Source organism: Cellulomonas hominis (assembly GCF_005239125.1).
GTDB lineage: Bacteria > Actinomycetota > Actinomycetes > Actinomycetales > Cellulomonadaceae > Cellulomonas > Cellulomonas hominis_A.
In genome coordinates this window covers 1-25,577 of record NZ_SZYE01000036.1, presented here as the reverse complement: position 1 = coordinate 25,577, position 25,577 = coordinate 1, and the positions used below count along the sequence as shown (strand labels likewise).

The window sequence follows — 25,577 nt, the reverse complement described above, 5'->3', positions numbered from 1 at the left end:
CCCGGCGCCACCGCCCCGGCGGGGACCACCCCGCCGACGACCGCGCCCGCGACCTCCGCCCTCGCAGCCCCCGCCCCCGCCGCCGCCGACGGCCTGTCCCCCGCCCGCAACCGGACCCGCGCCGGGCGGATCGCCACCGCGCCGGACGCGAGCAACGGCGAGACCCTGCGCCGCGTCCGCGAGGGCAGCGGCGTCCTGGCCGCCGCCGCGATGCGCCGCCTGGACGAGGACCTCGACTGGTACCGGGCGCTGCCCGCCGACGACCGCTCGTGGGTGGGCCTGGTCGCGCAGGCCGGCATCACCGCGTTCGTCACCTGGTTCGCCGACCCGTCCCGCCCGCCGCACGGGGTGGGTGAGATCTTCGCGACCGCCCCGCCGGAGCTGACCCGGTCGATCTCCCTGCAGCACACGCTGCAGCTGGTGCGCGTGGTGGTGGACGTCGTGGAGTCGCACAGCGACCGGCTCGCGGCGCCCGGCGGCGAGCGGGACCTGCTGGAGGCCGTGCTGCGGTACTCCCGCGAGGTCGCGTTCTCCGCGGCCGAGGTCTACGCCCGCGCCGCCGAGGTGCGCGGCGCCTGGGACGCCCGGCTGGAGGCGCTGGTCGTCGACGCGCTGCTCCGCGGCGACGTCGACGACTCCCTGCGGTCCCGGGTCGCGGCGCTCGGCTGGAGCGGGCGCGGCAGCACGCTGGTCGTCGTCGGCACCACCGCCTCCCCGCTGGACGACGTGCGGACCTCGGACCTGCGCCGCGCCACCCGGCGCGCCGCGGACGACGCGCTGGTCGGCATCCAGGGCGACCGGCTGGTCGTGTTCCTCGGCGGCACCGGCGACCTGCGCGAGGCGGCCGCGTCGCTGCTCCCCCGGTTCGGGCCCGGCCCCGTGGTGCTCGGCCCGACCGGGACCGACCTCGCCGACGCCGCCCGTTCCGCCCGGGCCGCGCTCGCCGGGCTGGTGGCGATCTCGGCGTGGCCGCAGGCGCCCCGCCCGGTGCTCGCCGACGACCTGCTGCCCGAGCGGGTCCTGGTCGGCGACGCGAGCGCCCGGGCGCTGCTGGTCGAGCAGGCCTACGTCCCGCTGCTGGCCAGCACCGGCAGCCTGCTGGAGACGCTGACCGCCTACCTGGCGGCGGGCAGGAGCCTGGAGGCGGCGGCCCGCACGCTCTACGTGCACCCGAACACGGTCCGGTACCGCCTGCGCCGCGTCGCCGAGGTGACGGGCTGGGACCCCCTGGACCCGCGCGAGGCGTACGTCCTGCAGCAGGCCCTCGCGGTCGGCCGCCTGGACCACCCCGGCGCCTGACCGCGCCCCGCCGCCGTTGTGGGACCCGGACAAGCCGGACCCGGCAACCGTGTGCGGGTCGTGAGCGGGCGCGGCGCGCGCGGACCGGCAGAGTGGTCGGGTGCTCGCGATCGTCTGCCCCGGACAGGGCGCCCAGACCCCCGGCATGCTCGCGCCCTGGCTCGAGCTGCCCGGTTCCGCCGACCGCCTGGCGGCCTTCTCGGAGGCGTCGGGCGTCGACCTGACCGCCCACGGGACGACCTCCGACGCGGACACCATCCGCGACACCGCGGTGGCCCAGCCCCTGATCGTGTCGACCTCCCTGCTGGCGCTGCGCGCGCTGGAGGACGAGGGCGGCCCGGTCGCGGCCGGCGCCACGGCGGGGCACTCGGTCGGCGAGCTCGCCGCCGCGGCCGTCGCCGGCGTGCTGGAGGACGCCGCCGCGGTGGCCCTGGTCGGGCAGCGCGCCCGGTTCATGGCCGAGGCCGCGGCCGTGGAGCCGACCGGCATGACCGCCGTCCTGGGCGGCGACCCGGACGAGGTGCTCGCCGCGATCGAGGCGGCCGGCCTGTGGCCCGCCAACGTCAACGGCGGCGGCCAGGTCGTCGCCGCCGGGGCGCAGGACGCGCTGGCCCGGTTCGCCGAGAACCCGCCGGCCCGCGCCCGCGTCGTGCCGCTGCAGGTCGCCGGCGCGTTCCACACGCCGTTCATGCACCCCGCGCGGGACGCGTTCGCCGCGGTGGCCGCCGGTGCCACGACCTCCTCGCCCCGCCTGGCCCTGCTCACCAACGCCGACGGCACCGCCTTCGGCCCGGGCACCGCGGGCGCCGACGTGCTGGCGCGCCTGGTGTCCCAGATCGCCTCCCCGGTGCGCTGGGACCTGTGCCAGGCGACCCTCGCCGCGCTCGGCGTCACCGGCCTCCTGGAGCTCGCCCCCGGTGGTGTGCTCAAGGGCCTGGCCCGGCGTAGCCTGCCCGGGGTGGAGACGGTCGCGATCACCTCGCCGGCCGACCTGCCCGCCGCCCGGGACCTGGTCGCCCGCCACGCCTCGACCCCCGACGGCGACCGTTCCGACGACTCCCGGGAGACCGCCCAGTGACCCGCCCCACCCTGACCCAGGCCACCGGCCCCGCCCACACGCGGATCCTCGGCCTGGGCGCCGCCCGCGGTGAGAACGTCGTCCCGAACGACGACCTGGTCGGCCCGATCGACTCCTCCGACGAGTGGATCCGCCAGCGCACCGGCATCGTCACCCGCACCCGTGCGGGCGCCGACACCGACGTCCTCGACCTCGCGGAGCGCGCCGGCCGCCAGGCGATCGAGAACGCGGGCCTGCAGGGCTCCGACATCGACGCCGTCATCCTCGCGACCGTCACCTACTTCCACCAGACGCCGTCGGGCGCCGCGATCCTCGCCGACCGGCTCGGGGCGACCCCCGCCGCCGCGTTCGACGTGTCGGCCGCGTGCGCGGGCTACTGCTACGGCATCGGCCAGGCGGACGCCCTGGTGCGCGCCGGCGCCGCCCGGAACGTGCTGGTCATCGGCGCGGAGAAGATGAGCGACTTCATCGACCCGACCGACCGCTCCATCTCGTTCCTGCTCGGCGACGGCGCGGGCGCGGTCGTCATCGGCCCGTCCGACACCCCCGGCATCGGCCCGACCGTGTGGGGCTCGGACGGCTCGCAGTCGCAGGCCATCCGCCAGACGCACTCGTGGATCGACGTCCGCGACAACGGCGCCGGCTGGCCGACGCTGCGCCAGGAGGGCCCGAGCGTCTTCAAGTGGGCCGTCTGGCAGATGGCCCCGGTGGCCGAGAAGGCCATGGCCGCCGCGGGCGTCACCGCCGACCAGATCGACGCGTTCATCCCGCACCAGGCGAACATGCGGATCATCGACCAGATGATCAAGCAGCTGAAGCTGCCCGACACCGTCGCGGTCGCCCGGGACATCGCCGACACCGGCAACACCTCGGCGGCGTCCATCCCGCTCGCGACCGAGCGGCTGCTGCGCGAGGGCCAGGTGTCCAGCGGCGCGCTGGCCCTGCAGATCGGCTTCGGCGCGGGCCTCGTCTACGCCGCCCAGGTGGTCGTGCTGCCCTGACGGGGCACCCGGCCGCAGTACCGTTCATCGACCGCACGACCGTCGCCGCACCTCACGGTGGGGCGCAGCACACAACCAAGGAGACACCGATGGCGCACAGCGAGCAGGAGATCCTGGCCGGCCTGGCCGAGATCGTCAGCGAGGAGACCGGCCTGCCGACCGACTCGGTCCTGCCCGAGAAGTCGTTCACGGACGACCTCGACATCGACTCCCTGTCGATGATGACGATCGTGACCCTGGCCGAGGAGAAGTTCGAGGTCCGCATCCCGGACGACGAGGTCAAGAACCTCGCGACCGTCGGCGACGCGGTGTCGTTCATCTCGAACGCCCAGGCCTGAGACACCCGACCGGGGTCCGCGCCGCACCGCCGCCTCCGCGCGGCGTCCGGGAGCCCAGCGCTCCCGCGGTGCGGACCCCGGTCGCGTCCCGGCACCGCCCGGGACCCCCTGAACCACCCGCACGCACCCGACACCCCAGGAGCACCTCATGAGCACGCGAGTCGTCGTCACCGGCCTCGGCGCCACGACCCCGCTCGGCGGGGACGTCCCCACCACCTGGCAGGCGGCCCTGGCCGGCACGTCGGGCGCGCGCACCCTCGACAACGACTGGGCCGAGACCTACGGCCTGCCGGTCGACTTCGCCGCCACGCTCGCGGTCCGCCCGGAGGAGGTCCTCCCCCGGCCCGAGATGAAGAAGATGGACCCCTCGGCGCAGTACGCGATCATCGCGTCGCGCGAGGCGTGGTCCGACGCCGGCGCCCCCGAGGTCGACCCCGAGCGGCTCGGCGTCGTCGTGTCCTCCGGCATCGGCGGCATCTGGACGACCCTCGACGCCTGGGACACCCTGCGCGAGAAGGGTGCGCGCCGCGTGCTGCCGATGACCGTCCCCATGCTCATGCCGAACTCGCCGTCCGCGTACGTGGAGCTGGAGTTCGGCGCCCGCGCCGGGGCGCACGCCCTGGTGTCGGCCTGCGCGTCCGGCGCCGAGGCGATCGGCTACGGCGTCGAGATGATCCGCACCGGCCGCGCCGACGTCGTCATCGCGGGCGGCACCGAGGCCACCATCCACCCGATGCCGATGGCCGCGTTCGCCGCGTCCCGCACGCTGTCGACCCGCACCGACGACCCGGCCCGCGCGTCGCGGCCGTACGACGTCGACCGCGACGGGTTCGTCATCGGCGAGGGCTCCGGCATCGTCGTCCTGGAGTCCGAGGAGCACGCCCGGGCCCGCGGCGCGAAGGTGTACGCGGCCGTCGCCGGCGTCGGCCTGTCGTCGGACGGGTACCACATCACCTCCCCCGAGCCGACCGGCCGCGGCCAGATCGCGGCGATGCGGATGGCGATGAAGGACGCCGGCATCGGCACCGCCGACGTCAAGCACGTCAACGCGCACGCGACCTCGACGGTCGTGGGTGACCTCATCGAGGCCCGCGGCGTCCGCGAGACGCTCGGCTCCGACGCCGACCAGGTCGCGCTGTCGGCCACCAAGTCGATGACGGGCCACCTGCTGGGCGGCGCGGGCGCGCTGGAGACGGTGTTCTCGGTGCTCGCCGTGCACGACCGCCAGGCCCCGCCGACGATCAACGTCGAGAAGCCGGACCCGGAGCTCGTGCTCGACCTGGTGCGGGACACCCCCCGGGCGCTGCCCGAGGGCGACCTCGCGGTCGTGAACAACTCGTTCGGCTTCGGCGGCCACAACGTCGCGCTGGTCGTCACGAACGCCTGACCCGGGCCCTTCTGCCCTCGCGGTCCCCCGGGTGGGGCGTCCTGCCCGACACGCACCGGCGTGTCGGGCAGGACGCCCCACCCGTTCCCGCCCGACGGGCTCCGGGCGGCGGTACGGTGCGCCGCATGGACGCGATCACCCGGTACGAGATCCACGAGGGCTGGGCGCACGCGGGGATGGTCGCCGCCGGCGGCCTCGTGTTCGTCTCCTACTGCGTGGGCCGCACCACCGGCACGACCACCGAGCAGGTGCACGGCGCGCTCGACACCCTCGAGGCGCGGCTGGCGACGATCGGGCTGTCGCTGACCCACGTGGTGCAGGTCGACGCCCTGTTCGCGGACATCTGGGAGATCCCGGCGATGGAGGCGGTGTTCCGGGAGCGGTTCACCGCCGGGTACCCGGCCCGGAAGTCGATCCAGACGGCGTTCGCGCACGAAGGGCTGCGGTTCCAGCTCGACGCGGTGGCGCACCGGGGGGTCGCGGCGCCCTGACGCCCCCCGCGGCGGTCAGCCCGGGCCGTCGCTCGCGGCCGCGAGCAGCGGGACCAGCACGTCCCCCACGGGCGTCGGGATGCCGTGCGCCCGGGCGCGGCGGACCACGACCCCGTTGCGGGCGTCCCACTCGAGCGGCCGCCCGGCCTCCCGGTCGGCGAGGATCGACGTCCCCATGTCGGGCGGGTTCGACCGGAAGCCGTCGAGGATCGCCTCGGGCACGTCGTCCCCGAGCGCCGCGCCCTCCGCCCGGGCGACCGCCAGGCACTCCCGCAGGTAGCGCAGCGCCAGGTCGCCCAGGTCGTCGCGGCGGAACGCGGCGGAGCGCCGGCCGGTCAGGACCATGAGGCCCGCGGCGGCGTTCTGCAGCAGCTTGCGCCACGCGACCGTGGGGAAGTCCGCGGCGAGGTCGACGGCGCACCGGCTGCCGCGCAGCGCCTCCTGGACGACCGCCGCCGCGGGCGCGTCGGGCAGCGTGAGCCGGGGCTCGCCGCGCAGCAGGACGGACCCGTCGGGCTCGGCCTGCGCCGGGAACCAGACCACCGCGGGCAGCACCTCGGCCCCGGGCGCCAGCGGCGCCACGACCGGCACCTGCTCGACGCCGTTCTGCAGCACGCACACCACGGTGCCCGGCCCGCACAGCGCCGACAGCCACGGCGCCGCGCCGTCGACCTGGGTCGCCTTGACCGCGAGCAGCACGAGGTCGACGGGCGCGCGGACCTCCCGCGGGTCCGTCCGGACCGGTCCCGGCACCTCGACGGCACCCTCCCCCGTCCGGAGCACCAGGCGGTCGCGCGGCGTGCGGCCGCACAGCTGCGGCGTCCGGCCCGACTCGTGCAGGGCCGCGGCGACGGTGGTGCCGATGGCGCCGGGTCCGACCAGGGCGATCGTGGCGGGGGGTGCGCTCGGGGTCACACCGGCGAGGGTACGCGCCGCCGCTCGGCCGGTCCCGGTGGCGGTCGCGCCGCGGGCCGGTCGCGGGTGATCAGCCCGGGGTTCGCCCGCGGAACGTCGAACCGATTCGATCACCGATCGCTCGATGCGCCTCGTTCCGGGGCTTGAACGAGGGCATCCCCCGCGCTACTGTCGAACCGGTTCGCTGGTGTGCCATCCTGGCCCCCGAGCGGACGACCAGTCGGCAAGGAGGCGATGTGGCCACCATCGGTGACGTGGCGCGGGTGGCGGGCGTGTCCCGCAGCACCGCGTCGTACGCGCTGTCGGGCAAGCGCGCGATCTCGCCCGAGGTCCAGGCCCGGGTCGCCCGCGCGGTCGCCGACCTCGGCTACACCCCGAACGCCGGGGCCCGCGCGCTCGCCACCTCGCAGACGATGGTCATCGGGCTGCTCGCGCAGTTCCTCCCCGACGAGTTCGCCCCGGCGATGCTCCAGTACATCGTCGGCGTCTCCGACACGGCCCGCGAGCTCGGCTACGACATCCTCCTCGTCACGGAGGAGGACGGGACCCGGGCGCTGAAGCGCATCACGAACTCCCGCATGGTCGACGGCATCGTGCTGCTGAACGTGGCCGAGGACGACGCGCGCCTGCCGATCCTGCGCGACGCGCCGCAACCGGGTGCACTGGTCGGCCTGCCCGCGGACTGCGCGGGCGTCGACGTGTTCGACCTCGACTTCGAGGAGGCCGGGCGCGTCATGGTCGACACGCTCCACCGGCTCGGGCACCGCGACCTCGTCCTCGTCTCGCAGCCCGAGCACGTGGTCGAGCGCGGCGGCGCGTACGTGTGGCGGCTGCAGAACGCCGCGAAGGACCGCGCCGAGCGCCTGGGTATCCGCCTGCACACCGCGTTCGGCGCGGCACGGCAGCCCGAGGTCGGCCGGCAGCTGCACCAGCTGCTCGACGCGCACCCCGAGGCGACCGGGCTGCTCCTCAACAACGAGGCGGCCGCGGCCGCCCTCCCCACCGTCCTGACCGAGCGGCAGCTGACCGCGCCGCGGGACCTGTCGGTGATCGGCCGGTACTCCGACGAGTTCGCGCGCACGTTCTCGCTGCCGTACTCGGCGGTCGAGTCCGCGCCCGACCGCCTCGGGCGCATGGCGGTCCGCGCGCTCGTGGAGCGCATCGAGCGGCCCGAGCGGGCGGGCCCGCACGTCGTCCGCTTCATCTCGCCCGAGATCATCGACCGGGGCAGCACCGGCCCGCCCCCGGCCTGAGCCGCCGCCGCCCGCGGCCACCCCGTCGTCCTGCGTCAGCAGGCTCGCCCTCCACCGGTCCAGCACCACCCCCGCTGGCCCGGCCACCCCCCTCTGCCCAGGCGCACGCGCACGGGCCGCTGGCGGCTGCCCGACGGCCGCTCGTTCACCGATTCAAGGAGGAATGCTGTGAAGCGAATCCCCATGCCCGTCCGGGTGCTGGGCCTGGTCGGAGCCGCCTCGGTGGCGCTGACCGCCTGCTCGTCCGGATCCGACGGGTCCGACGGGTCCGACGGTGCCAGCGCCGGCGGCGACACCACGTTCACCTGGTGGGACCCGTACCCGCAGCACGAGGACGGGTCCGACTGGGACAAGCGCGTCCAGGCGTGCGGCGAGGAGGCCGGCGTCACGATCGAGCGCACCGCCTACGACACGACCGCGCTGACCAACCAGGCGCTGCTGTCCGCGCAGGAGGGGACGTCGCCGGACATCATCCTGATCGACAACCCCGCCGTCTCCACCCTGGCCGACACCGGCATGCTCACGACGATGGACGAGCTCGGCTTCGACACGAGCGCGTTCGACGAGAACCTGCTCGACGCGGGCGTCGTCGACGGCGACACGTACGGCATCCCGATCGGGGCCAACACGCTGGCCCTGTACTACAACAAGGCCATCCTGGACGCCGCCGGCGTCGACCCGGCGACGATCACCGACTGGGCCACGCTGGACGACGCGCTCGCCAAGGTCGCGGCCGCCGGCCGCACCGGCATCACGTTCGCCGGCATCAACACCGAGGAGGGCTCGTTCCAGTTCCTGCCCTGGTTCTGGGGCGCGGGTGCCGACCTGCGTCAGCTCGACTCCCCCGAGGCCGTCCAGGCGCTCCAGCTGTGGACCGACTGGCTCGACAAGGGCTACGCCCAGCAGTCCGCGATCACGAACTCGCAGAACACCACCTGGGAGGAGTTCCTCACCGGCGACTTCGCGTTCGCGGAGAACGGCACCTGGCAGGTCAACAGCGCGGCCGAGGCCGGCTTCGAGACCGGCTACATCCAGCTGCCCGCGATGGACGGCGGCGGCGCGCCCGCCCCGACCGGTGGTGAGTTCATCGTCGCCCCGGTGCAGGAGGACACCGACCGCTACGAGACGACCAGCCAGATCATCGAGTGCATGACGACGACGGACGGCCTGGTCCAGACCGCCGAGACGTTCGCCTACTACATCCCGTCGACCGCCGAGGGCCAGGAGGCGCTGCTGGCGGAGCACCCGGAGCTGGACACCTGGGTCGGGGCGGTGCAGGACGCCAAGGGGCGCACGAGCGACGACCTCGGCACGGACTACCCGCTGATCTCGGAGCAGCTGTGGACCGCGGTCCAGAAGGCGCTCTCGGGCGCCGCCACCCCGCAGGACGCGCTGACCGAGGCCCAGGCCGCGGCGGAGTCCGCCACCTCCTGACGGCGCGGGGCGGGGCGTCGTGCGCCCCGCCCCGTCCCGTCCCCACGAAGACGAGGACGACATGACCACGATCTCGACCAGGCTCGGGAGCGCAGGCAGCCCCGGCCGGGACGGGAGCACCCCTCCTGAGGTCCGCCGGACGGCACCGCTGCGCCGCGTGCGCTCGACCCAGTGGGCGGCGCTCGCGTTCGCCCTGCCGCTGCTGGCGTACCTGCTGGTGTTCTACGCCTTCCCGCTCTACCGCAACATCGACCTGAGCGTGCACGACTACAACGTGCGCGCCTTCGTCCAGGGCAACGCCGAGTTCGTCGGCCTGGACGTCTTCCGGGACGTCCTGACCTCGGCGACGTTCCCCACCGCGGTCCGGAACACGCTGATCTTCGTGCTCGTGTCGCTGGTGTTCCAGTACGCCATCGGGCTCGCGCTGGCGGTGTTCTTCCGGACCTCGTTCCGGCTCTCGGCCGTGCTGCGCGGCATGTTCCTGGTGCCGTGGCTGCTGCCGCTCATCGTCTCGGCGTCGACGTGGTCGTGGATGCTGAACGGCGACAACGGCATCGTGAACTCGGCCCTGCAGGCGTTCGGCATCGGGCAGATCAACTGGCTCACCGACCCGTCGCTGGCCATCTGGTCGGTGACGATCGCGAACATCTGGCTCGGTATCCCGTTCAACCTGGTGATCTTGTACTCGGGGCTCCAGAACATCCCGGGTGACGTCTACGAGGCGGCGTCGCTGGACGGCGCGAACGCCTGGCAGCAGTTCTGGCGGATCACCTTCCCGCTGCTGCGGCCGGTCTCGGCCATCACGCTGCTCCTCGGGTTCGTCTACACCCTCAAGGTCGTCGACGTGATCTGGGTGATGACGACGGGCGGCCCGGCCAACGCGTCCACGACCCTGGCGGTCTGGTCCTACCGCGAGGCCTTCGGCACCGGGCAGCCGGACTTCTCCCCCGCCGCCGCCGTCGGCAACATCCTCATCCTCGTGGCCCTGGCCATCGGCCTGGTCTACGTGCAGCTGCAGCGCAGGCAGGAGAAGCAGCCATGACCACCACCCGCCGTCCCTGGTGGAAGACGGGCCTCGGCCTGCTGTTCACCGCGCTGATGCTGTTCCCGGTCTACTGGATGCTCAACGTCTCGCTGACGCAGACCGGGGACCTCCGTCGGGACCCGCCGCACGTCTTCCCGGTCGCCCCGACCTTCGAGGGCTACGAGGCGGTGTTCCGCCAGCAGCTGCCGAACCTGGGCACGAGCCTGCTCCTCGGCCTCGGCTGCGTCGCTCTGACGCTGCTGATCGCCGCCCCTGCGGGCTACGCGATCGCGCTGCTGCGGCTGCGCGGGCGCGGGCCGCTGAACTTCCTCCTGCTCGTCGCGCAGATGATCCCCGGCGTCGTGATGGCCATGGGGTTCTACGCGATCTACGTGCGGCTCGACCTGCTCAACACCCTCGGCGGGCTGATCGTCGCCGACTCCACGGTCGCGGTCCCCTTCGCCGTCCTGCTGTTCACCGCGTTCATGTCGGGGATCCCCCGCGAGATGACCGAGGCGGCCCGCATCGACGGCGCCGGCGTGTGGCGCGTGTTCCGGTCGATCGTGCTGCCGATGAGCCGCAACTCGATCCTCACCGTCTCGCTGTTCGCGTTCCTGTGGGCGTGGTCGGACTTCATCTTCGCGTCCACCCTGAACCGCAACGGCGACCTCATCCCGATCACGCTCGGCATCTACCACTACATCGGCAACAACACCACGCAGTGGAACGCGATCATGGCCACGGCCGTCGTCGCGTCGATCCCCGCCGCGGTGCTGCTGGTCGTCGCCCAGCGGTACGTCGCGGCCGGCGTCACCGCGGGAGCCGTGAAGGACTGACATGACGCACACCCCCACCATCGCGCCCGCCCGGCGTCCGGTCGTCGCGCTGGCCCCGCGGGCGCACCGCCACCGCGGTGCCGCTCTCGACGAGATCACGCTCGCGCCGGGCTTCTGGTCCGACCGGCAGCGCGTCAACGCCGGCGTGAGCCTGCGGCACTGCCGGGACTGGATCGACCGCCTCGGCTGGCTCGCGAACTTCGACCACGTCGCCGACGGCGTCACCGGTCGCCCCGGTGTCGTCCGCACCGGCTGGCCGTTCGCCGACTCCGAGGTCTACAAGCTGCTCGAGGCCCTCGCCTGGGAGCACGGGCGCACCGGCGACGTCGAGGCGGACACGATGTTCCGCGACCTCACCGCGCGCGTCGCGCGGGCGCAGGACGCCGACGGCTACCTCGGCACCGCGTTCGGCCACGACGGGCAGCCCGCCCGGTACAGCGACCTCGAGGAGGGGCACGAGCTGTACTGCACCGGCCACCTGCTCCAGGCCGCGGTCGCGCGGTGGCGGACGGTCGGCCCGGACCCGCTCGTCGACGTCGCACGACGCGCCGCCGACGAGGTCTGCCGCACGTTCGGCCCCGACGGGCGCGCCGGGATCTGCGGCCACCCCGAGATCGAGCTCGGCCTCGTCGAGCTCGGGCGGGCGCTCGACGAACCGCGGTACGTCGCCCAGGCCGCGCTGTTCGTCGAGCGGCGCGGCCACGGCCTGCTCGGGCCGGTCCCGCTGCGCGGGCCCGGCTACTTCCAGGACGACGTCCCGGTCCGGGAGTCCGACGCGTGGCGCGGGCACGCGGTGCGCCAGCTGTACCTCGCGGCGGCCGCGCTCGACATCGCGGCCGAGACCGAGGACCACGAGCTGCACGCCGCCGTCGCGCGGCAGTGGGACCGGTCCGTGGCGCGGCGCACCTACCTCACCGGCGGGATGGGCTCCCGGCACCAGGACGAGGGCTTCGGCGAGGACTGGGAGCTGCCGCCGGACCGCGCCTACTGCGAGACCTGCGCGGGCGTCGCCTCGATCATGACCTCCTGGCGGCTCTACCTCGCCACCGGTGACGTGCGGTACCCCGACCTGATCGAGCGCACCTTCTACAACGTCGTCGCGACCTCCCCGCGGTCCGACGGCCGGGCGTTCTTCTACGCCAACCCCCTGCACCAGCGCACGGCGGGCACGGACGTGCGCGAGGACGAGGAGAACCCGCGTGCCGAGGGCGGGGTGCGCGCACCCTGGTTCGACGTGTCGTGCTGCCCGACCAACGTGGCCCGCACCCTGGCGTCCTGGACGACGTACGCCGCGGCGGTCGACCTGCACTCCGACGCCGTCACCCTCCTGCAGTACGCGCCGGGCCGCTACGCGCTCGGGCTGCGCGACGGGCAGACCGTCGAGCTGGAGGTTTGCACGCGGTACCCGGTCGACGGCGAGGTGCGCGTCCGCGTCGTCGACGCGCCGGACCGGCCCGTGACGCTGCGGCTGCGCGTCCCGTCGTGGGCGGCCGGCGCCGAGGTCACCGCCCGCGAGCGCCTGCGCACCGTCGAGCCCGGCTGGGCCGAGGTCGACGTCGCGGCCGGCGACGAGGTGGTGCTCCGGCTGCCGGTCGCGCCCCGCTGGACCTGGCCCGACCCACGCGTGGACGCGGTGCGCGGTTGCGTCGCGGTCGAACGCGGGCCCCTGGTGCTGTGCCTGGAGGACGCCGATCTCCCCGCCGGGCTCCCGCTCGACGACGTGCGGGTCGACACCACGGCGGAGCCCGCGGACGACGGGGGCACCGGTGCGCGCGTCGTGCTGCGGGGTGCCGGCACCCGTGACGAGGCGTTCCCCTACGGCCCGACCCGACGGGCCGACCTCGCCGACGGCGCGGCGGACGTCGCGCTCGTCCCCTACCACCGGTGGGCCGAACGGGGTCCGAGTGCCATGCGGGTGTTCCTCCCGGTGGTCGCACCGTGACCGCGGAGAGGCAGGCAGACGTGGAACCGATGGCGCTCCCGCACGGGTTCGAGGTCGACGGCGCGCGCGTGACCTGGCGCGGCGGCGGCGAGACCCTGGTCGTCGAGCCGTGGGGTGCCGACTCCGTGCGGGTCCGCGCGGCGCTGAAGTCCGACGTCGGCGACGACGACTGGGCCCTGCTGCCGCCCGCCGACGCCACGCACGCGGGCGCCGCGGTGACCGTCGACGGGCACGTCGCGACGCTCGAGCACGGGCGGATGCGGGTCGTGCTCACCGAGACGCTCCTGCACCACGAGGCCCGCGGCTACCTGGTCGCCCGCTGCCACCTGGCGTTCCACGACGCGGCCACCGGCCGGCTCCTGCTCCGGGAGGTCGACCCCGGCGGGTCGTTGCACCTGCGGGCGCGCGACCTGCGCCCCCACCTCGGCGGCGACCTCGCCGTCACCGCGGCCTTCGACCCGGTGCCCGGCGAGCGCCTGTACGGCATGGGCCAGTACCAGCAGCACGTCCTCGACCTCAAGGGCAGCACCCTGGAGCTCGCGCACCGCAACTCCCAGGCGTCGGTGCCGTTCGTGATGTCCAGCGCCGGCTACGGGTTCCTCTGGCACAACCCCGCGGTCGGCCGGGCGACGTTCGCGACCAACCGCACGGAGTGGCACGCGGGCGTCACCGAGCGGCTGGACTACTGGATCACCGCCGCCGCCACGCCCGCCGAGATCGCCGCCCGGTACGCGGACGCCACCGGGCACGCGCCGATGATGCCGGAGCACGGCCTCGGGTTCTGGCAGTGCAAGCTGCGCTACTGGAACCAGGAGCAGCTGCTCGACGTGGTGCGCGAGCACCGTCGTCGCGGGCTGCCGATGGACGTCGTCGTCGCGGACTTCTTCCACTGGCCGCACATGGGCGACTTCCGGTTCGAGGACGAGTTCTGGCCGGACCCCGCCGCGATGGTCGCGGAGCTGCGCGAGCTCGGCGTCGAGCTGATGGTCTCGGTGTGGCCGCAGGTCGCCAGCGCGTCGGAGAACTACGCCCAGCTGTCCCGCGGCAACCTGCTCGTGCGCGCCGACCGGGGCCTCGACGTGCACATGGCGTTCGAGGGACCGAGCGCGTTCCTCGACGTCACCGACCCCCGTGCCCGGGACTGGCTCTGGCGCACGCTGCGCCGGAACTACGGCGAGCACGGGATCCGCCTGTTCTGGCTGGACGAGGCCGAACCCGAGTACGGCGAGTACGACCTCGACGCCTACCGGTACCACCTCGGTCCCGCCGCGAAGGTCGGCAACCTGTACCCGCAGCGGTTCGCCCAGGCCGTCGCCGACGGTCTGCGCGCCGACGGGGACGACCAGCCGCTCGCGCTGCTGCGGTGCGCGTGGGCGGGCTCGCAGCGCCACGGCGCGCTGGTGTGGTCCGGCGACATCTCGTCGACCTTCGACGACCTGCGTCGCCAGGTGACCGCCGGCATCCACATGGGCGTCGCCGGGATCCCGTGGTTCACCACCGACATCGGGGGCTTCCACCGCGGCGACGTGACGGACCCGGCCTTCCACGAGCTGCTCATCCGGTGGTTCCAGTTCGGCGCGTTCTGCCCCGTGATGCGGCTGCACGGCGATCGCCTGCCCTACGAGCAGGTCACGGCGGCCGACGGCTCACGACGGCTGCGCAGCGGCGGGCCGAACGAGCTGTGGAGCTTCGGCGAGGACGTGTTCGAGGTCCTCAGCCGGTACGTCCGGCTGCGCGAGGCCCTGCGGCCGTACCTGCGCGACGTGATGCGAGCCGCGCACGAGGCCGGGCAGCCGGTGATGCGCGGGCTGTTCCACGACTTCCCCGGCGACGGGCGGGCGTGGACCGTCGACGACCAGTTCCTGCTCGGCCCGGACGTGCTGGTCGCGCCCGTGCTGCGGGCGGGCGCGGCGGAGCGCGACGTCTACCTGCCGGCCGGCGCGCGCTGGACCGACATGGCGACGGGCGCCGTGCACGACGGGGGCGCGGTCGTCCGCGTCCCCACCCCGGTCGACGTCGTCCCGGTCTTCCTGCGGGACGGCGCCCTGCCGCACCTGGTGGGCAGCACGACCGCGTCCTGACCCGGCGGCGGACGGACAGGTGCGGGTGGCCCCGCCGCGAGACGACGGGGCCACCCTCCGGCTCAGGCGCGCGCGGCCTTGAGCTCGGGGTAGACGACCTCGACGGGGGCGCTCAGCCCGGCCTTGGCCCGGATCGACCCCTCGTCGGCGAGCACCTCGAACTCACCGGCGGCGACGGCGTCGAACACCGTGCGCACGAGGACCGCCGGGTCCAGCTTGGGCGCCGTGGTGCCGGCCGCCATCGCGGTGTCGACGTACCCGACGTGCACGCCCACGACGTGCACCCCGGCGGGGGCGAGCTCCAGACGCAGGGAGTTCGTCGCCGACCACAGCGCGGCCTTGGTCGCGGAGTAGATCCCCGCGGTGGCGTACCAGCTGAGCAGCGAGTGGATGTCGATCAGCACCGACTCGTCGTTGCTCGACAGCACCGGCGCGAACGCGCGGGCGAGGAACAGCGGGCCGAGGAAGTTGGTCTCGACGTTGCGGCGGATCTCCTCCTCCGTGTGGTTCAGGATCCCGGCGCTGGACACCGACGCCCCGGCGTTGTTGATCAGCACGGTCACGTCGGGGGCCGCCGCCACCGCGGCACGGATGGACGCCGCGTCGGTGACGTCCAGCGTCAGGGGCACGACGCGCTCGTCGTCCCAGCTGCGGGGGTGGCGCGCGCTGGCGTAGACCTTGGCCGCGCCGCGCGCCAGGGCCTCGTGCACGAAGTGCGTGCCGATGCCTCCGTTCGCGCCGGTGACCAGGACAGCTGCTCCGTCAAGAGTGGGCATCGTCTGTGTGCTTCCTTCGTGGTGGTGGGACGTGTCGCCGCCGGGGTGACCGGTCGGCGTGACCCCGCTCGCCCGGGGCAGGGGGCCCGGACGAGCGGGGGGACCGGGGTGCTCAGACCCGAGCGAGCGTCGGGTAGTCGGTGTAGCCCGCTGCCCCGCCGGTGTAGAGGGTCGCCGGGTCGAGCTCGTTGAAGGGAGCGCCGGTGCGCAGGCGCTCGACGACGTCGGGGTTGGCCAGCGCGAACCGCCCGAGCGGCGCGATGTCGGCCAGGCCGTTCTCGATGTCGCCGGCGATCTGCTCGCGCCCGCGTCCGTACCGCACCACGAGCAACGCGGTGGGCCACGCCTCGCGGAAGGAGCGCAGCAGCTCGTCGTCGCCGAGGTGGTGCACGTGCAGGTAGGCGAGGCCCAGCCCGGCCAGCTCGCCCACCAGGTACCGGTACTGGACGCGCACCGCCTCGGTGTCGCCCTCGTCGAGCCCGCCCAGCGGGAAGGCGGGAGAGATGCGGATGCCCGTGCGGTCGGCGCCGATCTCGTCGGCGACGGCGCGAGCGACCTCGATCACGAACCGGGCGCGGTTCTGCACCGAACCGCCGTAGGCGTCGGTGCGGTGGTTGGCGTTCGGGGACAGGAACTGGTGCAGCAGGTAGCCGTTCGCGCCGTGGATCTCCACCCCGTCCGCGCCGGCGGCGACCGCGGAGGCCGCCGCGTGCCGGAACTCCCCGATCACGGTCTGGATCTCCTCCGGGTTCAGCTCACGCGGCACCGGGGTCTTCTTGACGCCCTCCGGCGTGACCATGTCCTGCTCGGCCGAGACGGCAGAGGGTGCCACCGGCCGGCGGTGGTGCGGCGTGTTGTCGGGGTGGGAGATCCGGCCGACGTGCATCAGCTGGATGAACAGGTGCCCCCCGCCGGCGTGCACGGCGTCGGCGACCGTGCGCCAGCCGTCGATGTGCTCGGCGGTGTAGATCCCGGGCGTGTTCAGGTAGCCCTGCCCGTCCTCCGACGGCTGGGTCCCCTCGGTGATGATCAACCCGAGCGAGGCGCGCTGACCGTAGTAGGTCGCCGCCAGGTCCCCGGGGGTGCCGTCCGGGTGGGCGCGGTTGCGGGTCATCGGGGCCAGGGCGAGCCGGTGGTCCAGCTCGACCCGTCCGAGGGTGAACGGCTGCCAGAGCGGAGCGGGAGAAGGGGACATGCGCAGTTCCTCACGTCGGGTGGTCCGGGACGCCGCCGCCGCGAGGAGAGCCCGTCGTGGGATCATCGGCTCGGGCGCGGCCCGAGCCCCATGGCGGCGACTAGACTCATAACTGAGCGCAGTCAGTGCCTATTCCCCGAGGAGACCCATGTCTGTCGACCAGTCGCCGATCGGGCGACGTGAGCGCAACAAGCAGGCCAAGCTCGCGCGGATCGTCGCCGCGGCAGGCGAGCTGTTCGCCGCGCACGGGGTCGACGACGTGACCACCCAGCAGATCGCCGAGCGGGCCGACATCGGCACGGGGACGCTGTTCCTCTACGCCAGGACCAAGGGCGAGCTGCTGCTGCTCGTGCAGAACACGGCCTACGCCGACGCCCTCGCCCGGGGGCGGGCCGCCGCCGAAAGGACCCCCGAGGTCGTGGACGCGGTGATGGCGATCGTGCGCCCGGTCGTGGAGTGCAACCGCGCGCAGGTCGACAACGGGCGCACCTACCTGCGCGAGATGGTGTTCGGCGACCCCGCGGAACCCCACCACCGCACCGCGCTCGAGATCGTCGCGCAGACCGAGGACGCGGTGTCCGCGGTCCTGAGCCGCGACCCGCGGGTCGAGACGGACGCCGCGACGCTCTCCCGGGTCGTGTCCGCGGTGCTGTTCCTCACGATGGCGGCCGGCGAGAACGCCGCTGCCGGCGTCGAGGACGTCCTGCGCGACGTCCGCCGCCAGGTCACCGCGATCCTGCCGCACTGACGACGGCAGCCCCGCGGCCGCCGTCGTCGACGGCGGCTGCGGACGTCTGCTCCTGCACCAGGATCAGCAGCCCCGCCGTCGTCGACGCGTACCGGTGCGGCGTCCCCGTCGCGACGTCGGGCCCGTCGGCGATCTGCTGCGCGGTCACGCCACCGACGCCACGCTGGGCGACCAGGGTCGGAGCAGCACCCGCGATCCGGCACCGCTCGTCCTGCGGCACCCGCCTGCGACGCCCCGGCGAGCCAGGTCGCACTGCCCTCGCCGGCGCCTCTTGACAGCGTGACTGATCGTACTCAAAACTGAGCGCACTCGGGTTGCGCGTTCGGGACTCCCCCGCCGGGCTGCCCGCGAGGATCGAGGAGCCGAGATGTCGGGCACGCACCACCGACCGGACAGCCCGCCAGCGCGCTCCGCCGACGCCCCGACCCGCACGGTCGGGGCGGCCGGTGCACGGCTGGTCTACCGGGAGCTCGGCACCGTCGACGGCGGCCCGCCCCTGGTGGGCCTCACGCACCTCGGCGCGAACCTCGACAGCTGGGACCCGGAGCTCGTGGACCCGCTCGCCGCGAGCCGGCGGGTGATCCTGCTCGGCTACCGAGGGGTGGGCGGGTCCACGGGACAGGTCCGGGACCGGTTCGACGACATGGCCGCCGACGCGATCGCCGCGATCCGCGCCCTGGGGCTGTCCCGGGTGGATCTGCTCGGCCTGTCGATGGGTGGCATGGTCGCCCAGGAGATCCTCCGGCAGTCCCCCGGGCTCGTGGAACGCGTCGTCCTCGCCGGCACGGGTCCGCAGGGCGGCCCGGGGCTGACCGCGATGACCGGCGTCACCGTCCGCACGATCCTGCGGGGCGCCGCCACCTTCACCGACCCGACCACGCTGCTGTTCTTCACCCGCACCACGACGGGGAGGCGGGCCGCGACGGAGTACCGGGCGCGGCTGCGGCTGCGCCGCACGGGCCGGGACGCACCCGTCACCCCCGGCGTGCTCCGGGGGCAGCTGCGCGCGGTGAACCGGTGGGGCCACGACGGCCCGGCGCCGCCGAGCTCGTTCCGGGGGTCGGTGTCGGTCGTGCACGGCGACAGCGACCGCATGGTGCCGGTCGGCAACGCGCGGGCCCTGCTGGCCCGGTACCCGGACGCAGACCTGCACGTCTTCCCCGACTCCGGCCACGGAGTCGCCTCCCAGAACCGGGGCGCCGTCGTCGACGTGATGAACCGTCTCCTGCAGCGCTGACCGGGACCACCGATCCACACCGAGGGAAAGCCACCATGCGAGCGTTCGTGTTCGACACGTACCAGCAGCCCGCCCACGAGGCCGACGTCCCGGAACCCGTCGTTGGGGACCAGGACGTCCTGATCAGGGTGGAGGCAGCGAGCCTGAACCACCTCGACGAGCGGATCCGGTCGGGCGAGTTCAGGGCGATCCTGCCCTACCGGCCGCCTGTCACGCTCGGCCACGACCTGGCCGGCACCGTCATCCGCACGGGCCGGCACGTCAGCGGGTTCGGCATCGGCGACCGGGTGTACGCGCGACCCCGCGACTTCCGCATCGGGACGTTCGCCGAGCGCATCGCGGTCGACCAGGCCGATCTCGCCCTGGCCCCCGCCTCGGTCAGCACCGTCGAGGCGGCGTCGCTGCCGCTCGTGGCGCTCACCGCGTGGCAGGCGCTGGTGGACGCGGGCGACGTGCGGGCCGGGCAGAAGGTCCTCGTCCACGCCGGAGCCGGCGGCGTCGGGACCATCGCGATCCAGCTCGCCAAGCACCTCGGCGCCACCGTGGCGGCCACCGCCTCGGGGAAGAACGCCGACTTCGTCCGCGAGCTCGGCGCGGACGTGGTGATCGACTACCGCACCCAGGACTTCCGGGCCGAGCTCTCCGGCTACGACGTCGTGCTGGACCCTCTCGGTGCCGAGAACGTCCTCGCGTCGCTCACCGTGCTGCGTCCGGGCGGCAAGGTCGTCGGCATCTCCGGGCCCCCGACCCCCGCGTTCGCGAAGACCGCGGGCCTGAACCCCGTCGTCCGCCTGGCGACCGCGGCGCTGAGCCGCAAGGTCCGCGCCACGGCGAAGCGGCTCGGCGTGAGCTACGAGTTCCTCTGGGTGCACGCATCCGGTGCGCAGCTGCGACAGCTCGCCCAGCTCGTCGACGCCGGGGTCGTCCGGCCCGTCGTCGGCGCCACGTTCCCCTTCGACCAGACCCTGCAGGCCCTGCAGTCCCTCGGGTCGAGCAGCATCCGCGGCAAGGCCGTCATCGAGCTGCCCGGCCGGCCCGCGTGACCTCGCCCATCCACCACCCACCGACCACGGAGCAGCTCATGAGCACCAGCAGCGCGTCCGAACCCCTCGTCACCTCCTACGCGGAGGCACCCGCGAAGACCGTCACCGTCGGCGGGGACACCTTCGCCTACCGCGAGCTCGGACCGAGGGAGGAGATCCCGGTGGTCTTCTTCGTCCACCTCGCCGCGACCCTGGACAACTGGGACCCGCGCATCGTGGACGCGATCGCGCAGACCCGTCGGGTGATCACCTTCGACCAGCTCGGGGTCGGCGCCTCGTCCGGGCAGGTGCCCGACACGCTCGAGGAGGCCGCGGACGACGCGTACCGGTTCATCACCCGGGGTCTGGGCTGCACCACGATCGACGTCTTCTCGTTCTCGATGGGCGGCATGATCGCCCAGGACCTCGTCGTCGAGCACCCCGGGCTGGTGCGCAGGCTCGTGCTCACCGGCACCGGCCCGCGCGGCGGGAAGAACATCGACAAGGTCGTGGGCGTGACCTACTGGGACATCCTCCGGTCGGTCGTCACCCGCTCCGACCCCAAGGAGTTCCTGTTCTTCAACCGCGACGCGGTGGGCAAGAAGGCCGGCAAGGCGTTCGTGGAACGCCTCGAGGAGCGCACCGTCGACCGCGACAAGCCGATGAACAACACGAGCTTCAGGCGCCAGCTCAAGGCCATCCAGCGCTACGGCCGCTCCGCCCCGTCGGACCTGTCCGTCCTCACCCAGCCGACGCTGATCGCCAACGGCGACAACGACCGCATGGTCCCCTCCGTCCTCTCCGAGGACCTGCACCGGCGCATCGCGGGCTCCGAGCTGATCATCTACCCCGACTCCGGGCACGGCGGCGTGTTCCAGTACTGGGAGGAGTTCGCGCCCGTCGCCGCGGCGTTCCTCGCGACGTGACCGGCACACCGACCTGACCCCGCACGCCAGGCACGATCATGAGCGCCGAGCCGCACGTCTCCGGGCGCGCGGCGTCCGGGCACGAGAGGTCGGCGGATCCCGTTGGGCGTCCTCCCGCCCGAGGTCCTGCTCAGTACCCGCTGAACGCGTCCGTCCGCACCCGCCGCGCGCCCGCGCGCCGGAGCAGCGACCGCGTCCCGTCCACCATCGCCGGCGGGCCCGACACGTAGGCGTCGCGCTGCGCCAGGTCCGGCACCGCCTCCGTCAGCCCCTCGACGCTCAGCCGCCGCTCTCCCAGGTGCACCGCCCCGGAGGGGAGGCTGTCCAGGTCCGGCGTCGGCGACAGCACGAGCACCCGGGCCCCGGCCGCCCGCGCCACGTCGGCGTAGGCGAGGTCGGCGTGGTCGGTGACGGCGTGCACCAGGACCACGTCCCGGCGCTCCCCCGCCGCCACCAGCGCCGCGAGCTGGGACGCGAACGGTGTGATCCCGATGCCGCCGGCCACCAGCAGCACCGGTCGCCCCGCGTCGTCGGGCAGCACGAAGTCGCCGCCCAGGCCGGTCGCCCGCACCCGGGAACCGATCGGCAGCGCGGCCAGCGCGCGCTTGAACGTGCTCGGCCGCTCGGGCACCGTCAGCGCCACGGTGAGCTCCCCCGCCGACGGCGCCGACGACACGCTGAACACCCGCCGGGTGCCGCGCGCGTCCGGCCGGGCGTGCGGGACCGTCAGCTCGACGTACTGCCCGGGCCGGAACCGCACGGGGCGGTCGGCGCGGAACGCGAGCTCGACGGTGCGCGGCGTCAGCCGGGTCGACCGGGTCAGCGCGAGCCGGACGGCGCCGCGCTGGCCCCAGGCGAAGCCGATCAGGTTGCCGACCACCAGCGCCGCCTCGGGCGTGCTGTACAGCGGCCCGACGTGGTACGACACGGCCATCAGCCCGCCGACGACGACGGCCTCGACCAGCTGCTGCCAGCGGCGCGGCGGCAGGGTCAGCGGTTCGGTGAGCATGACCCCGCCGAGGAACAGGATCGGGTAGGAGACCACGGCCGCCTGGACCGCCGGCCACGGCGCCGACCCCTCGGCCACGAGCCGGATCGCGACGGCCAGCACCGCGACCCCGACGAACGTCCCGACCAGCGCGTACCGCCGCGTGCGGACGACGACCACGAGGGTCAGCAGCAGCACCGGCACCAGCAGCCACCGGTCCGCCACCCACCAGGTCGTCGCGTCCCAGCCGGTGAGCCCGACCAGCAGCGCGCCGGCGGCCGCGGGGTTGAGCACGTGCCGGCCGCGCCAGGCCAGGAGGTACTTCGACAGGTTGGCCAGCAGCGCGGCCAGGGCGAGCGTGCCGAGGTACCGGGCCTCGAGCGTCGGCCAGAACAGGAACAGCAGGATCAGGCCGGTGATGACGGCCGATTCGGTGTGCGGCCGGGTGCGGAACGCCAGGGCGGTGGCCCAGGCGCTCGCCACCGACGCCGCCACGGCGACCGCCGCGCTGACGAGCACGGCCAGCGGGTCCACGAAGATCACGTCGGTCGCGGCCAGCACCAGGGCCACGACCGCGAGTGCCGACAGGCCGAGGGTCAGCAGCCGGTACATCGTGACGCGGCCCAGCCGCTCGTCCAGCCACGCGAACGCGAGCACGGGCGCGGTCACGCGAACACCTCCCCGTCCAGGCCGAGGGACCAGCGCAGGCTCCCGTCGGCGCGCAGCACCACGTACCGGACGTCGAACCGGGACGCCACCAGGTCCGGCTCGGCGAAGAACAGCGCCGTCGCGGCCACGTCGGCCACCAGGGCGGAATCCCCGACCGCCCAGGTGGCCAGCACGTCCGCCGTCGGCGCGCCGGTGCGGGCGTCGACGACGTGGTGCAGCCCCTCGCCCCAGGCGCGCCGGTTGGTCGCCGACCCGCACAGGGCGCCGTCGGCGAGCCGGAGCACGCCGAGCGCGCGCGTCGTGTCCCGGGGGTCCTCCAGGGCGACGGTCAGTGGCCCGGCGCCGAGCCCGGCCACCCGCAGGTCCCCGCCCGCGTCCACCACGTGCTCCGCGACCCCGTGGGCGGCGAGCACGCCGGACACCAGGTCGACCAGGTAGCCCTTGCCGCCCGCGCCGACGTCGAGGAGCGCCGGCTCGTCGAGCACGAGCGTCGCGCCGTCCCGGCGCGCCGCGGAGCGCCAGTCGGGGGCCGGAGCGGTGCGCAGCGACCCGTCGGCGTCCCGGCGCGGGCGCAGCGTGTAGGCCGCGTCGTAGCCCAGCCCCTCCAGCGCGCGCCCGACGAGCGGGCTGACCGCCCCGTGGGTGCACCGCGCTGCCTCGTCGTACGCGTCGAGGAGCGGCCCGGCGTCGTCCGGCAGCCGGTACGACCCCGCCCCGCCGCGGGCGACCTCCGCCACCCAGGAGTCGTCCCGGAACCGCGACCAGTCCCGGTCGAACCGGTCGATCCGGTCCCGCACGGCGCCGAGGACGGCGTCCGGGAGCGGCTCGGCGGTGTCCAGCGTCCAGCGGGTGCCGATCGCGTCGAAGGCGGCGGTCGCCTCAGGCCGCGGCATCGGCGCGGATCTGGTCGAGCGCCGCGTTGAACCCGTCGCCGGTGAGCGACGAGCCGGAGACCTTGTCGACGGACAGCCCGGCCAGCTCCTGGCCCACGACCTCGTCGGCGATGCCGGAGGCGAACTCGTCCTGGAACCGCGCCGCGTTGCCGCCGGTCGCCTCGGGGGTGACCGTGACGTCGGTGACCACGCCGTCGGCGACGCTGAGGTCGACCGAGATCGACTCCTGCCCGCCCGGCGTCGAGTACGAGCCCTCGGCGGTGTAGCTGCCGTCGGCGAACCCGCCGGTGGACGAGCCGGCCGTGCCGTCCGTGCCGGCGCCGGCCGTGTCCTGCGCGGAGCTGTCGGACTGGGCATCGTCCTGCGTGGCGGCGTCCGCGTTGCTGCAGGCCGCCAGCGCCACGAGGACGGACAGGCCGGACATCAGGCCGAGCGTGCGGCGTCGGGTGGTGTGCGCCATGGGTCGTCCTCCCCTGGTCCCGGCCCGCGGGACCCCTTGGTTGAATCCGATCGCACTGCGTGTGGCACACGACGCTAGGCACGCTTGCTGGGAACGGCCTGGGAATCCCCGAGGCGCCCGCCCCTCATCCGCGGGGCACCGGACGTGGGGCGCGTCGCCGCACGAGTTCGCCGGTTGCGCGCGAGTTCGCCGGTTGCGCACCGCCCGTGGGCGCGCAACCGGCGAACTGGGCGGAAGGAACCCGCCGACGACCGCGCCGCGGCGGTCAGCCCACGCGGTGCAGCCAGCGCACGGGCGCGCCCGCGCCCGCGTACCGGAACGGCTCCAGCTCGTCGTCCCACGCCTGCCCGAGCGCGAGCGCCAGCTCCTCGCGCACGGCACGGGCGTCGGCCTGCTGGAGGGCGGCGCGGATGCGGTCCTCGGGGACGACGACGTTGCCGTGCACGTCGGTCTGCGCGTGGAAGATGCCCAGCTCGGGGGTGTGGCTCCACCGGGCGCCGTCGCTGCCGTGGCTCGTGTCCTCGGTGACCTCGTAGCGCAGGTGGGTCCAGCCGCGCAGGGCCGACGCCAGGCGTGCGCCAGTGCCGGAGGTCCCCTGCCACGAGTGCTCGGCACGGAACATCCCCGGTGCGGCGGGCTGCTCGGTCCAGTCCATGGACACGCGCGAGCCCAGCACGTTGCCCGCCGCCCACTCGAGGTGTGGGCAGAGCGCGCGCGGCGCGGAGTGCACGAAAAGAACACCGCGGGTGATCGCACCTGCCATGTCATCCCTCCCGGATCGGCTCGAGGTTCGTCTTCCCCAACGACCTCGTCCCTACCGGACGTGAACAGACATGTGCTCGACACGCGGCGTGCTGAGGACAGCATGCCTGATGAGGGCCGGTGCGCACCAGCGCTCCGGCCCTCAACACGCGTCGGAAGCCCGGATCGTCCGGGTTCCGGACGATCCGACGGCCCTCAGAGGGTCTCGCGGATCGCCCGCATGGCCTTCTTGCGCACGGACCGGTCGAGCCGGTCGATGTAGAGGTGGCCGTCCAGGTGGTCCACCTCGTGCTGCAGGCAGCGGGCCATGAGCTCGACGCCCTCGACGACGACCTCCTTGCCGTCGAGGTCGTGGCCGACGACCCGGGCGTACCAGGCGCGCTTGGTCGGGAACCACAGGTCGGGCACGGACAGGCAGCCCTCGTCGCCGTCCTGGTAGTCCTCGGACAGCTCCACGATCGTCGGGTTCAGCACGTAGCCGAGCTCGTCGTCGATGTTCCAGGAGAACGCCCGCAGCCCGACGCCGATCTGGTTCGCGGCCAGACCCGCCCGACCGTCGTGGTCGACCGTCTCGAGCAGGTCCTCGACCAGGCCCTTCACGCGGGCGTCGATCGTGGTCACCGGCTCGCACGGGGTGCGCAGCACCGGGTCGCCCACCACGCGGATCTCTCTCATCGCCATGCCCGCGATTCTTCCATGCCCCGCCCGGCATCCGCGGCCCGGGCGCGCGGCGCGGGGACGGGCTGGTCAGCGCGCCGCGGCGGCCCGCCAGAGGTGCACGGCCGCGTACGACCGCCAGGGCGACCACGCCGCCGCCCGCCC

25 protein-coding genes are annotated in these 25,577 nt (G+C 74.3%); 16 read left to right on the top strand and 9 right to left on the bottom strand.

Translation table 11 applies throughout. The features are described 5' to 3' along the window. Window positions 1-129 precede the first annotated feature (129 nt). From FA014_RS06970 to FA014_RS06945, 6 genes are all read left to right on the top strand, one after another. Window positions 130-1,299: a PucR family transcriptional regulator gene (locus tag FA014_RS06970; protein ID WP_230322935.1), complete on the top strand. Its 1,170-nt coding sequence runs from the start codon at window positions 130-132 to the stop codon at window positions 1,297-1,299. A gap of 100 nt (window positions 1,300-1,399) precedes the next feature. After that, window positions 1,400-2,377, top strand: a complete 978-nt coding sequence (locus tag FA014_RS06965; RefSeq protein WP_154728970.1) for an ACP S-malonyltransferase — start codon at window positions 1,400-1,402, stop codon at window positions 2,375-2,377. Then, window positions 2,374-3,378 (top strand): beta-ketoacyl-ACP synthase III, encoded by a 1,005-nt coding sequence (locus FA014_RS06960; RefSeq protein ID WP_154728969.1) that lies wholly within the window; start codon window positions 2,374-2,376, stop codon window positions 3,376-3,378. Before FA014_RS06965 ends, FA014_RS06960 begins: the two co-directional genes overlap by 4 nt. An 89-nt stretch (window positions 3,379-3,467) precedes the next feature. Next, a complete protein-coding gene (locus FA014_RS06955; protein ID WP_146838928.1) occupies window positions 3,468-3,716 on the top strand; it encodes an acyl carrier protein in 249 nt (82 codons plus the stop codon). A 148-nt stretch (window positions 3,717-3,864) separates the two neighbouring features. Further along, window positions 3,865-5,103 (top strand): beta-ketoacyl-[acyl-carrier-protein] synthase family protein, encoded by a 1,239-nt coding sequence (locus FA014_RS06950; protein ID WP_154728968.1) that lies wholly within the window; start codon window positions 3,865-3,867, stop codon window positions 5,101-5,103. Window positions 5,104-5,228: 125 nt separating this feature from the next. Continuing rightward, a complete protein-coding gene (locus FA014_RS06945) occupies window positions 5,229-5,594 on the top strand; it encodes a RidA family protein (RefSeq protein ID WP_154728967.1) in 366 nt (121 codons plus the stop codon). 15 nt (window positions 5,595-5,609) lie between these two features. Here the strand turns inward: FA014_RS06945 and FA014_RS06940 are convergent, their stop codons facing one another. Continuing rightward, window positions 5,610-6,509, bottom strand: coding sequence for an oxidoreductase (locus FA014_RS06940; RefSeq protein ID WP_154728966.1), 900 nt, complete (start codon window positions 6,507-6,509; stop codon window positions 5,610-5,612). Between the two features lie 236 nt (window positions 6,510-6,745). Here FA014_RS06940 and FA014_RS06935 point away from each other — a divergent pair, with 236 nt between their 5' ends. The 6 genes from FA014_RS06935 to FA014_RS06910 all read left to right on the top strand — a co-directional run bounded on the left by FA014_RS06935 (window position 6,746) and on the right by FA014_RS06910 (window position 15,079). Then, entirely contained in the window at window positions 6,746-7,762 is a 1,017-nt protein-coding gene (locus tag FA014_RS06935; protein ID WP_154728965.1) for a LacI family DNA-binding transcriptional regulator, read from the top strand. A gap of 168 nt (window positions 7,763-7,930) precedes the next feature. Continuing rightward, window positions 7,931-9,196: a sugar ABC transporter substrate-binding protein gene (locus tag FA014_RS06930; RefSeq protein WP_230322934.1), complete on the top strand. Its 1,266-nt coding sequence runs from the start codon at window positions 7,931-7,933 to the stop codon at window positions 9,194-9,196. Window positions 9,197-9,257: 61 nt separating this feature from the next. Continuing rightward, a complete protein-coding gene (locus FA014_RS06925) occupies window positions 9,258-10,238 on the top strand; it encodes a carbohydrate ABC transporter permease (protein WP_154728964.1) in 981 nt (326 codons plus the stop codon). Beyond that, entirely contained in the window at window positions 10,235-11,056 is an 822-nt protein-coding gene (locus tag FA014_RS06920; RefSeq protein WP_154728963.1) for a carbohydrate ABC transporter permease, read from the top strand. The genes FA014_RS06925 and FA014_RS06920 overlap by 4 nt, the downstream gene beginning before the upstream one ends. Window position 11,057: 1 nt before the next feature. Continuing rightward, window positions 11,058-12,998: a glycoside hydrolase family 127 protein gene (locus tag FA014_RS06915; RefSeq protein WP_154728962.1), complete on the top strand. Its 1,941-nt coding sequence runs from the start codon at window positions 11,058-11,060 to the stop codon at window positions 12,996-12,998. A 29-nt stretch (window positions 12,999-13,027) separates the two neighbouring features. Beyond that, on the top strand, window positions 13,028-15,079 hold the full coding sequence (locus FA014_RS06910; RefSeq protein ID WP_154728961.1) for a glycoside hydrolase family 31 protein: 2,052 nt from the start codon (window positions 13,028-13,030) through the stop codon (window positions 15,077-15,079). Window positions 15,080-15,141: 62 nt separating this feature from the next. On the opposite strand, the gene FA014_RS06905 is transcribed toward FA014_RS06910, so the two are convergent. Together FA014_RS06905 and FA014_RS06900 are read right to left on the bottom strand one after the other, a co-directional pair. Next, complete coding sequence (locus FA014_RS06905; protein WP_154728960.1) at window positions 15,142-15,855, bottom strand: SDR family oxidoreductase; 714 nt, start codon at window positions 15,853-15,855, stop codon at window positions 15,142-15,144. A gap of 112 nt (window positions 15,856-15,967) precedes the next feature. After that, window positions 15,968-17,050, bottom strand: coding sequence for an alkene reductase (locus FA014_RS06900; protein WP_154728959.1), 1,083 nt, complete (start codon window positions 17,048-17,050; stop codon window positions 15,968-15,970). Between the two features lie 148 nt (window positions 17,051-17,198). On the opposite strand from FA014_RS06900, the gene FA014_RS06895 reads away from it, so the two are divergent. Then, the gene (locus tag FA014_RS06895; RefSeq protein WP_154728958.1) at window positions 17,199-17,798 is read left to right on the top strand and encodes a TetR/AcrR family transcriptional regulator; all 600 of its coding nucleotides are present in this window, start codon (window positions 17,199-17,201) and stop codon (window positions 17,796-17,798) included. On the opposite strand, the gene FA014_RS06890 is transcribed toward FA014_RS06895, so the two are convergent. Continuing rightward, on the bottom strand, window positions 17,776-17,946 hold the full coding sequence (locus FA014_RS06890) for a hypothetical protein (RefSeq protein WP_154728957.1): 171 nt from the start codon (window positions 17,944-17,946) through the stop codon (window positions 17,776-17,778). The genes FA014_RS06895 and FA014_RS06890 overlap by 23 nt on opposite strands. A 219-nt stretch (window positions 17,947-18,165) precedes the next feature. On the opposite strand from FA014_RS06890, the gene FA014_RS06885 reads away from it, so the two are divergent. Genes FA014_RS06885 through FA014_RS06875 form a run of 3 tightly spaced genes read left to right on the top strand, consistent with a single transcriptional unit; the run spans window position 18,166 to window position 20,983 of the window. Next, the gene (locus FA014_RS06885; RefSeq protein WP_154728956.1) at window positions 18,166-19,035 is read left to right on the top strand and encodes an alpha/beta fold hydrolase; all 870 of its coding nucleotides are present in this window, start codon (window positions 18,166-18,168) and stop codon (window positions 19,033-19,035) included. Between the two features lie 35 nt (window positions 19,036-19,070). After that, window positions 19,071-20,078, top strand: a complete 1,008-nt coding sequence (locus FA014_RS06880) for an NADP-dependent oxidoreductase (protein WP_154728955.1) — start codon at window positions 19,071-19,073, stop codon at window positions 20,076-20,078. Window positions 20,079-20,116: 38 nt separating this feature from the next. Further along, window positions 20,117-20,983: an alpha/beta fold hydrolase gene (locus FA014_RS06875; RefSeq protein ID WP_154728954.1), complete on the top strand. Its 867-nt coding sequence runs from the start codon at window positions 20,117-20,119 to the stop codon at window positions 20,981-20,983. A 130-nt stretch (window positions 20,984-21,113) separates the two neighbouring features. Here the strand turns inward: FA014_RS06875 and FA014_RS06870 are convergent, their stop codons facing one another. The 5 genes from FA014_RS06870 to def form a co-directional block, all read right to left on the bottom strand. Beyond that, a complete protein-coding gene (locus FA014_RS06870) occupies window positions 21,114-22,640 on the bottom strand; it encodes an FAD-dependent oxidoreductase (RefSeq protein WP_154728953.1) in 1,527 nt (508 codons plus the stop codon). After that, window positions 22,637-23,533, bottom strand: a complete 897-nt coding sequence (locus FA014_RS06865) for an FAD:protein FMN transferase (protein ID WP_154728952.1) — start codon at window positions 23,531-23,533, stop codon at window positions 22,637-22,639. Before FA014_RS06865 ends, FA014_RS06870 begins: the two co-directional genes overlap by 4 nt. Beyond that, window positions 23,520-23,993, bottom strand: a complete 474-nt coding sequence (locus FA014_RS06860; protein ID WP_154728951.1) for an FMN-binding protein — start codon at window positions 23,991-23,993, stop codon at window positions 23,520-23,522. Before FA014_RS06860 ends, FA014_RS06865 begins: the two co-directional genes overlap by 14 nt. Window positions 23,994-24,258: 265 nt before the next feature. Beyond that, window positions 24,259-24,756 carry a DUF3145 domain-containing protein gene (locus FA014_RS06855; RefSeq protein ID WP_154728950.1) on the bottom strand — a complete coding sequence of 166 codons (498 nt, stop codon included), beginning with the start codon at window positions 24,754-24,756 and terminating at the stop codon, window positions 24,259-24,261. Window positions 24,757-24,950: 194 nt separating this feature from the next. After that, window positions 24,951-25,436 (bottom strand): peptide deformylase, encoded by a 486-nt coding sequence (gene def / locus FA014_RS06850; protein ID WP_154728949.1) that lies wholly within the window; start codon window positions 25,434-25,436, stop codon window positions 24,951-24,953. Window positions 25,437-25,577: the final 141 nt, after the last annotated feature.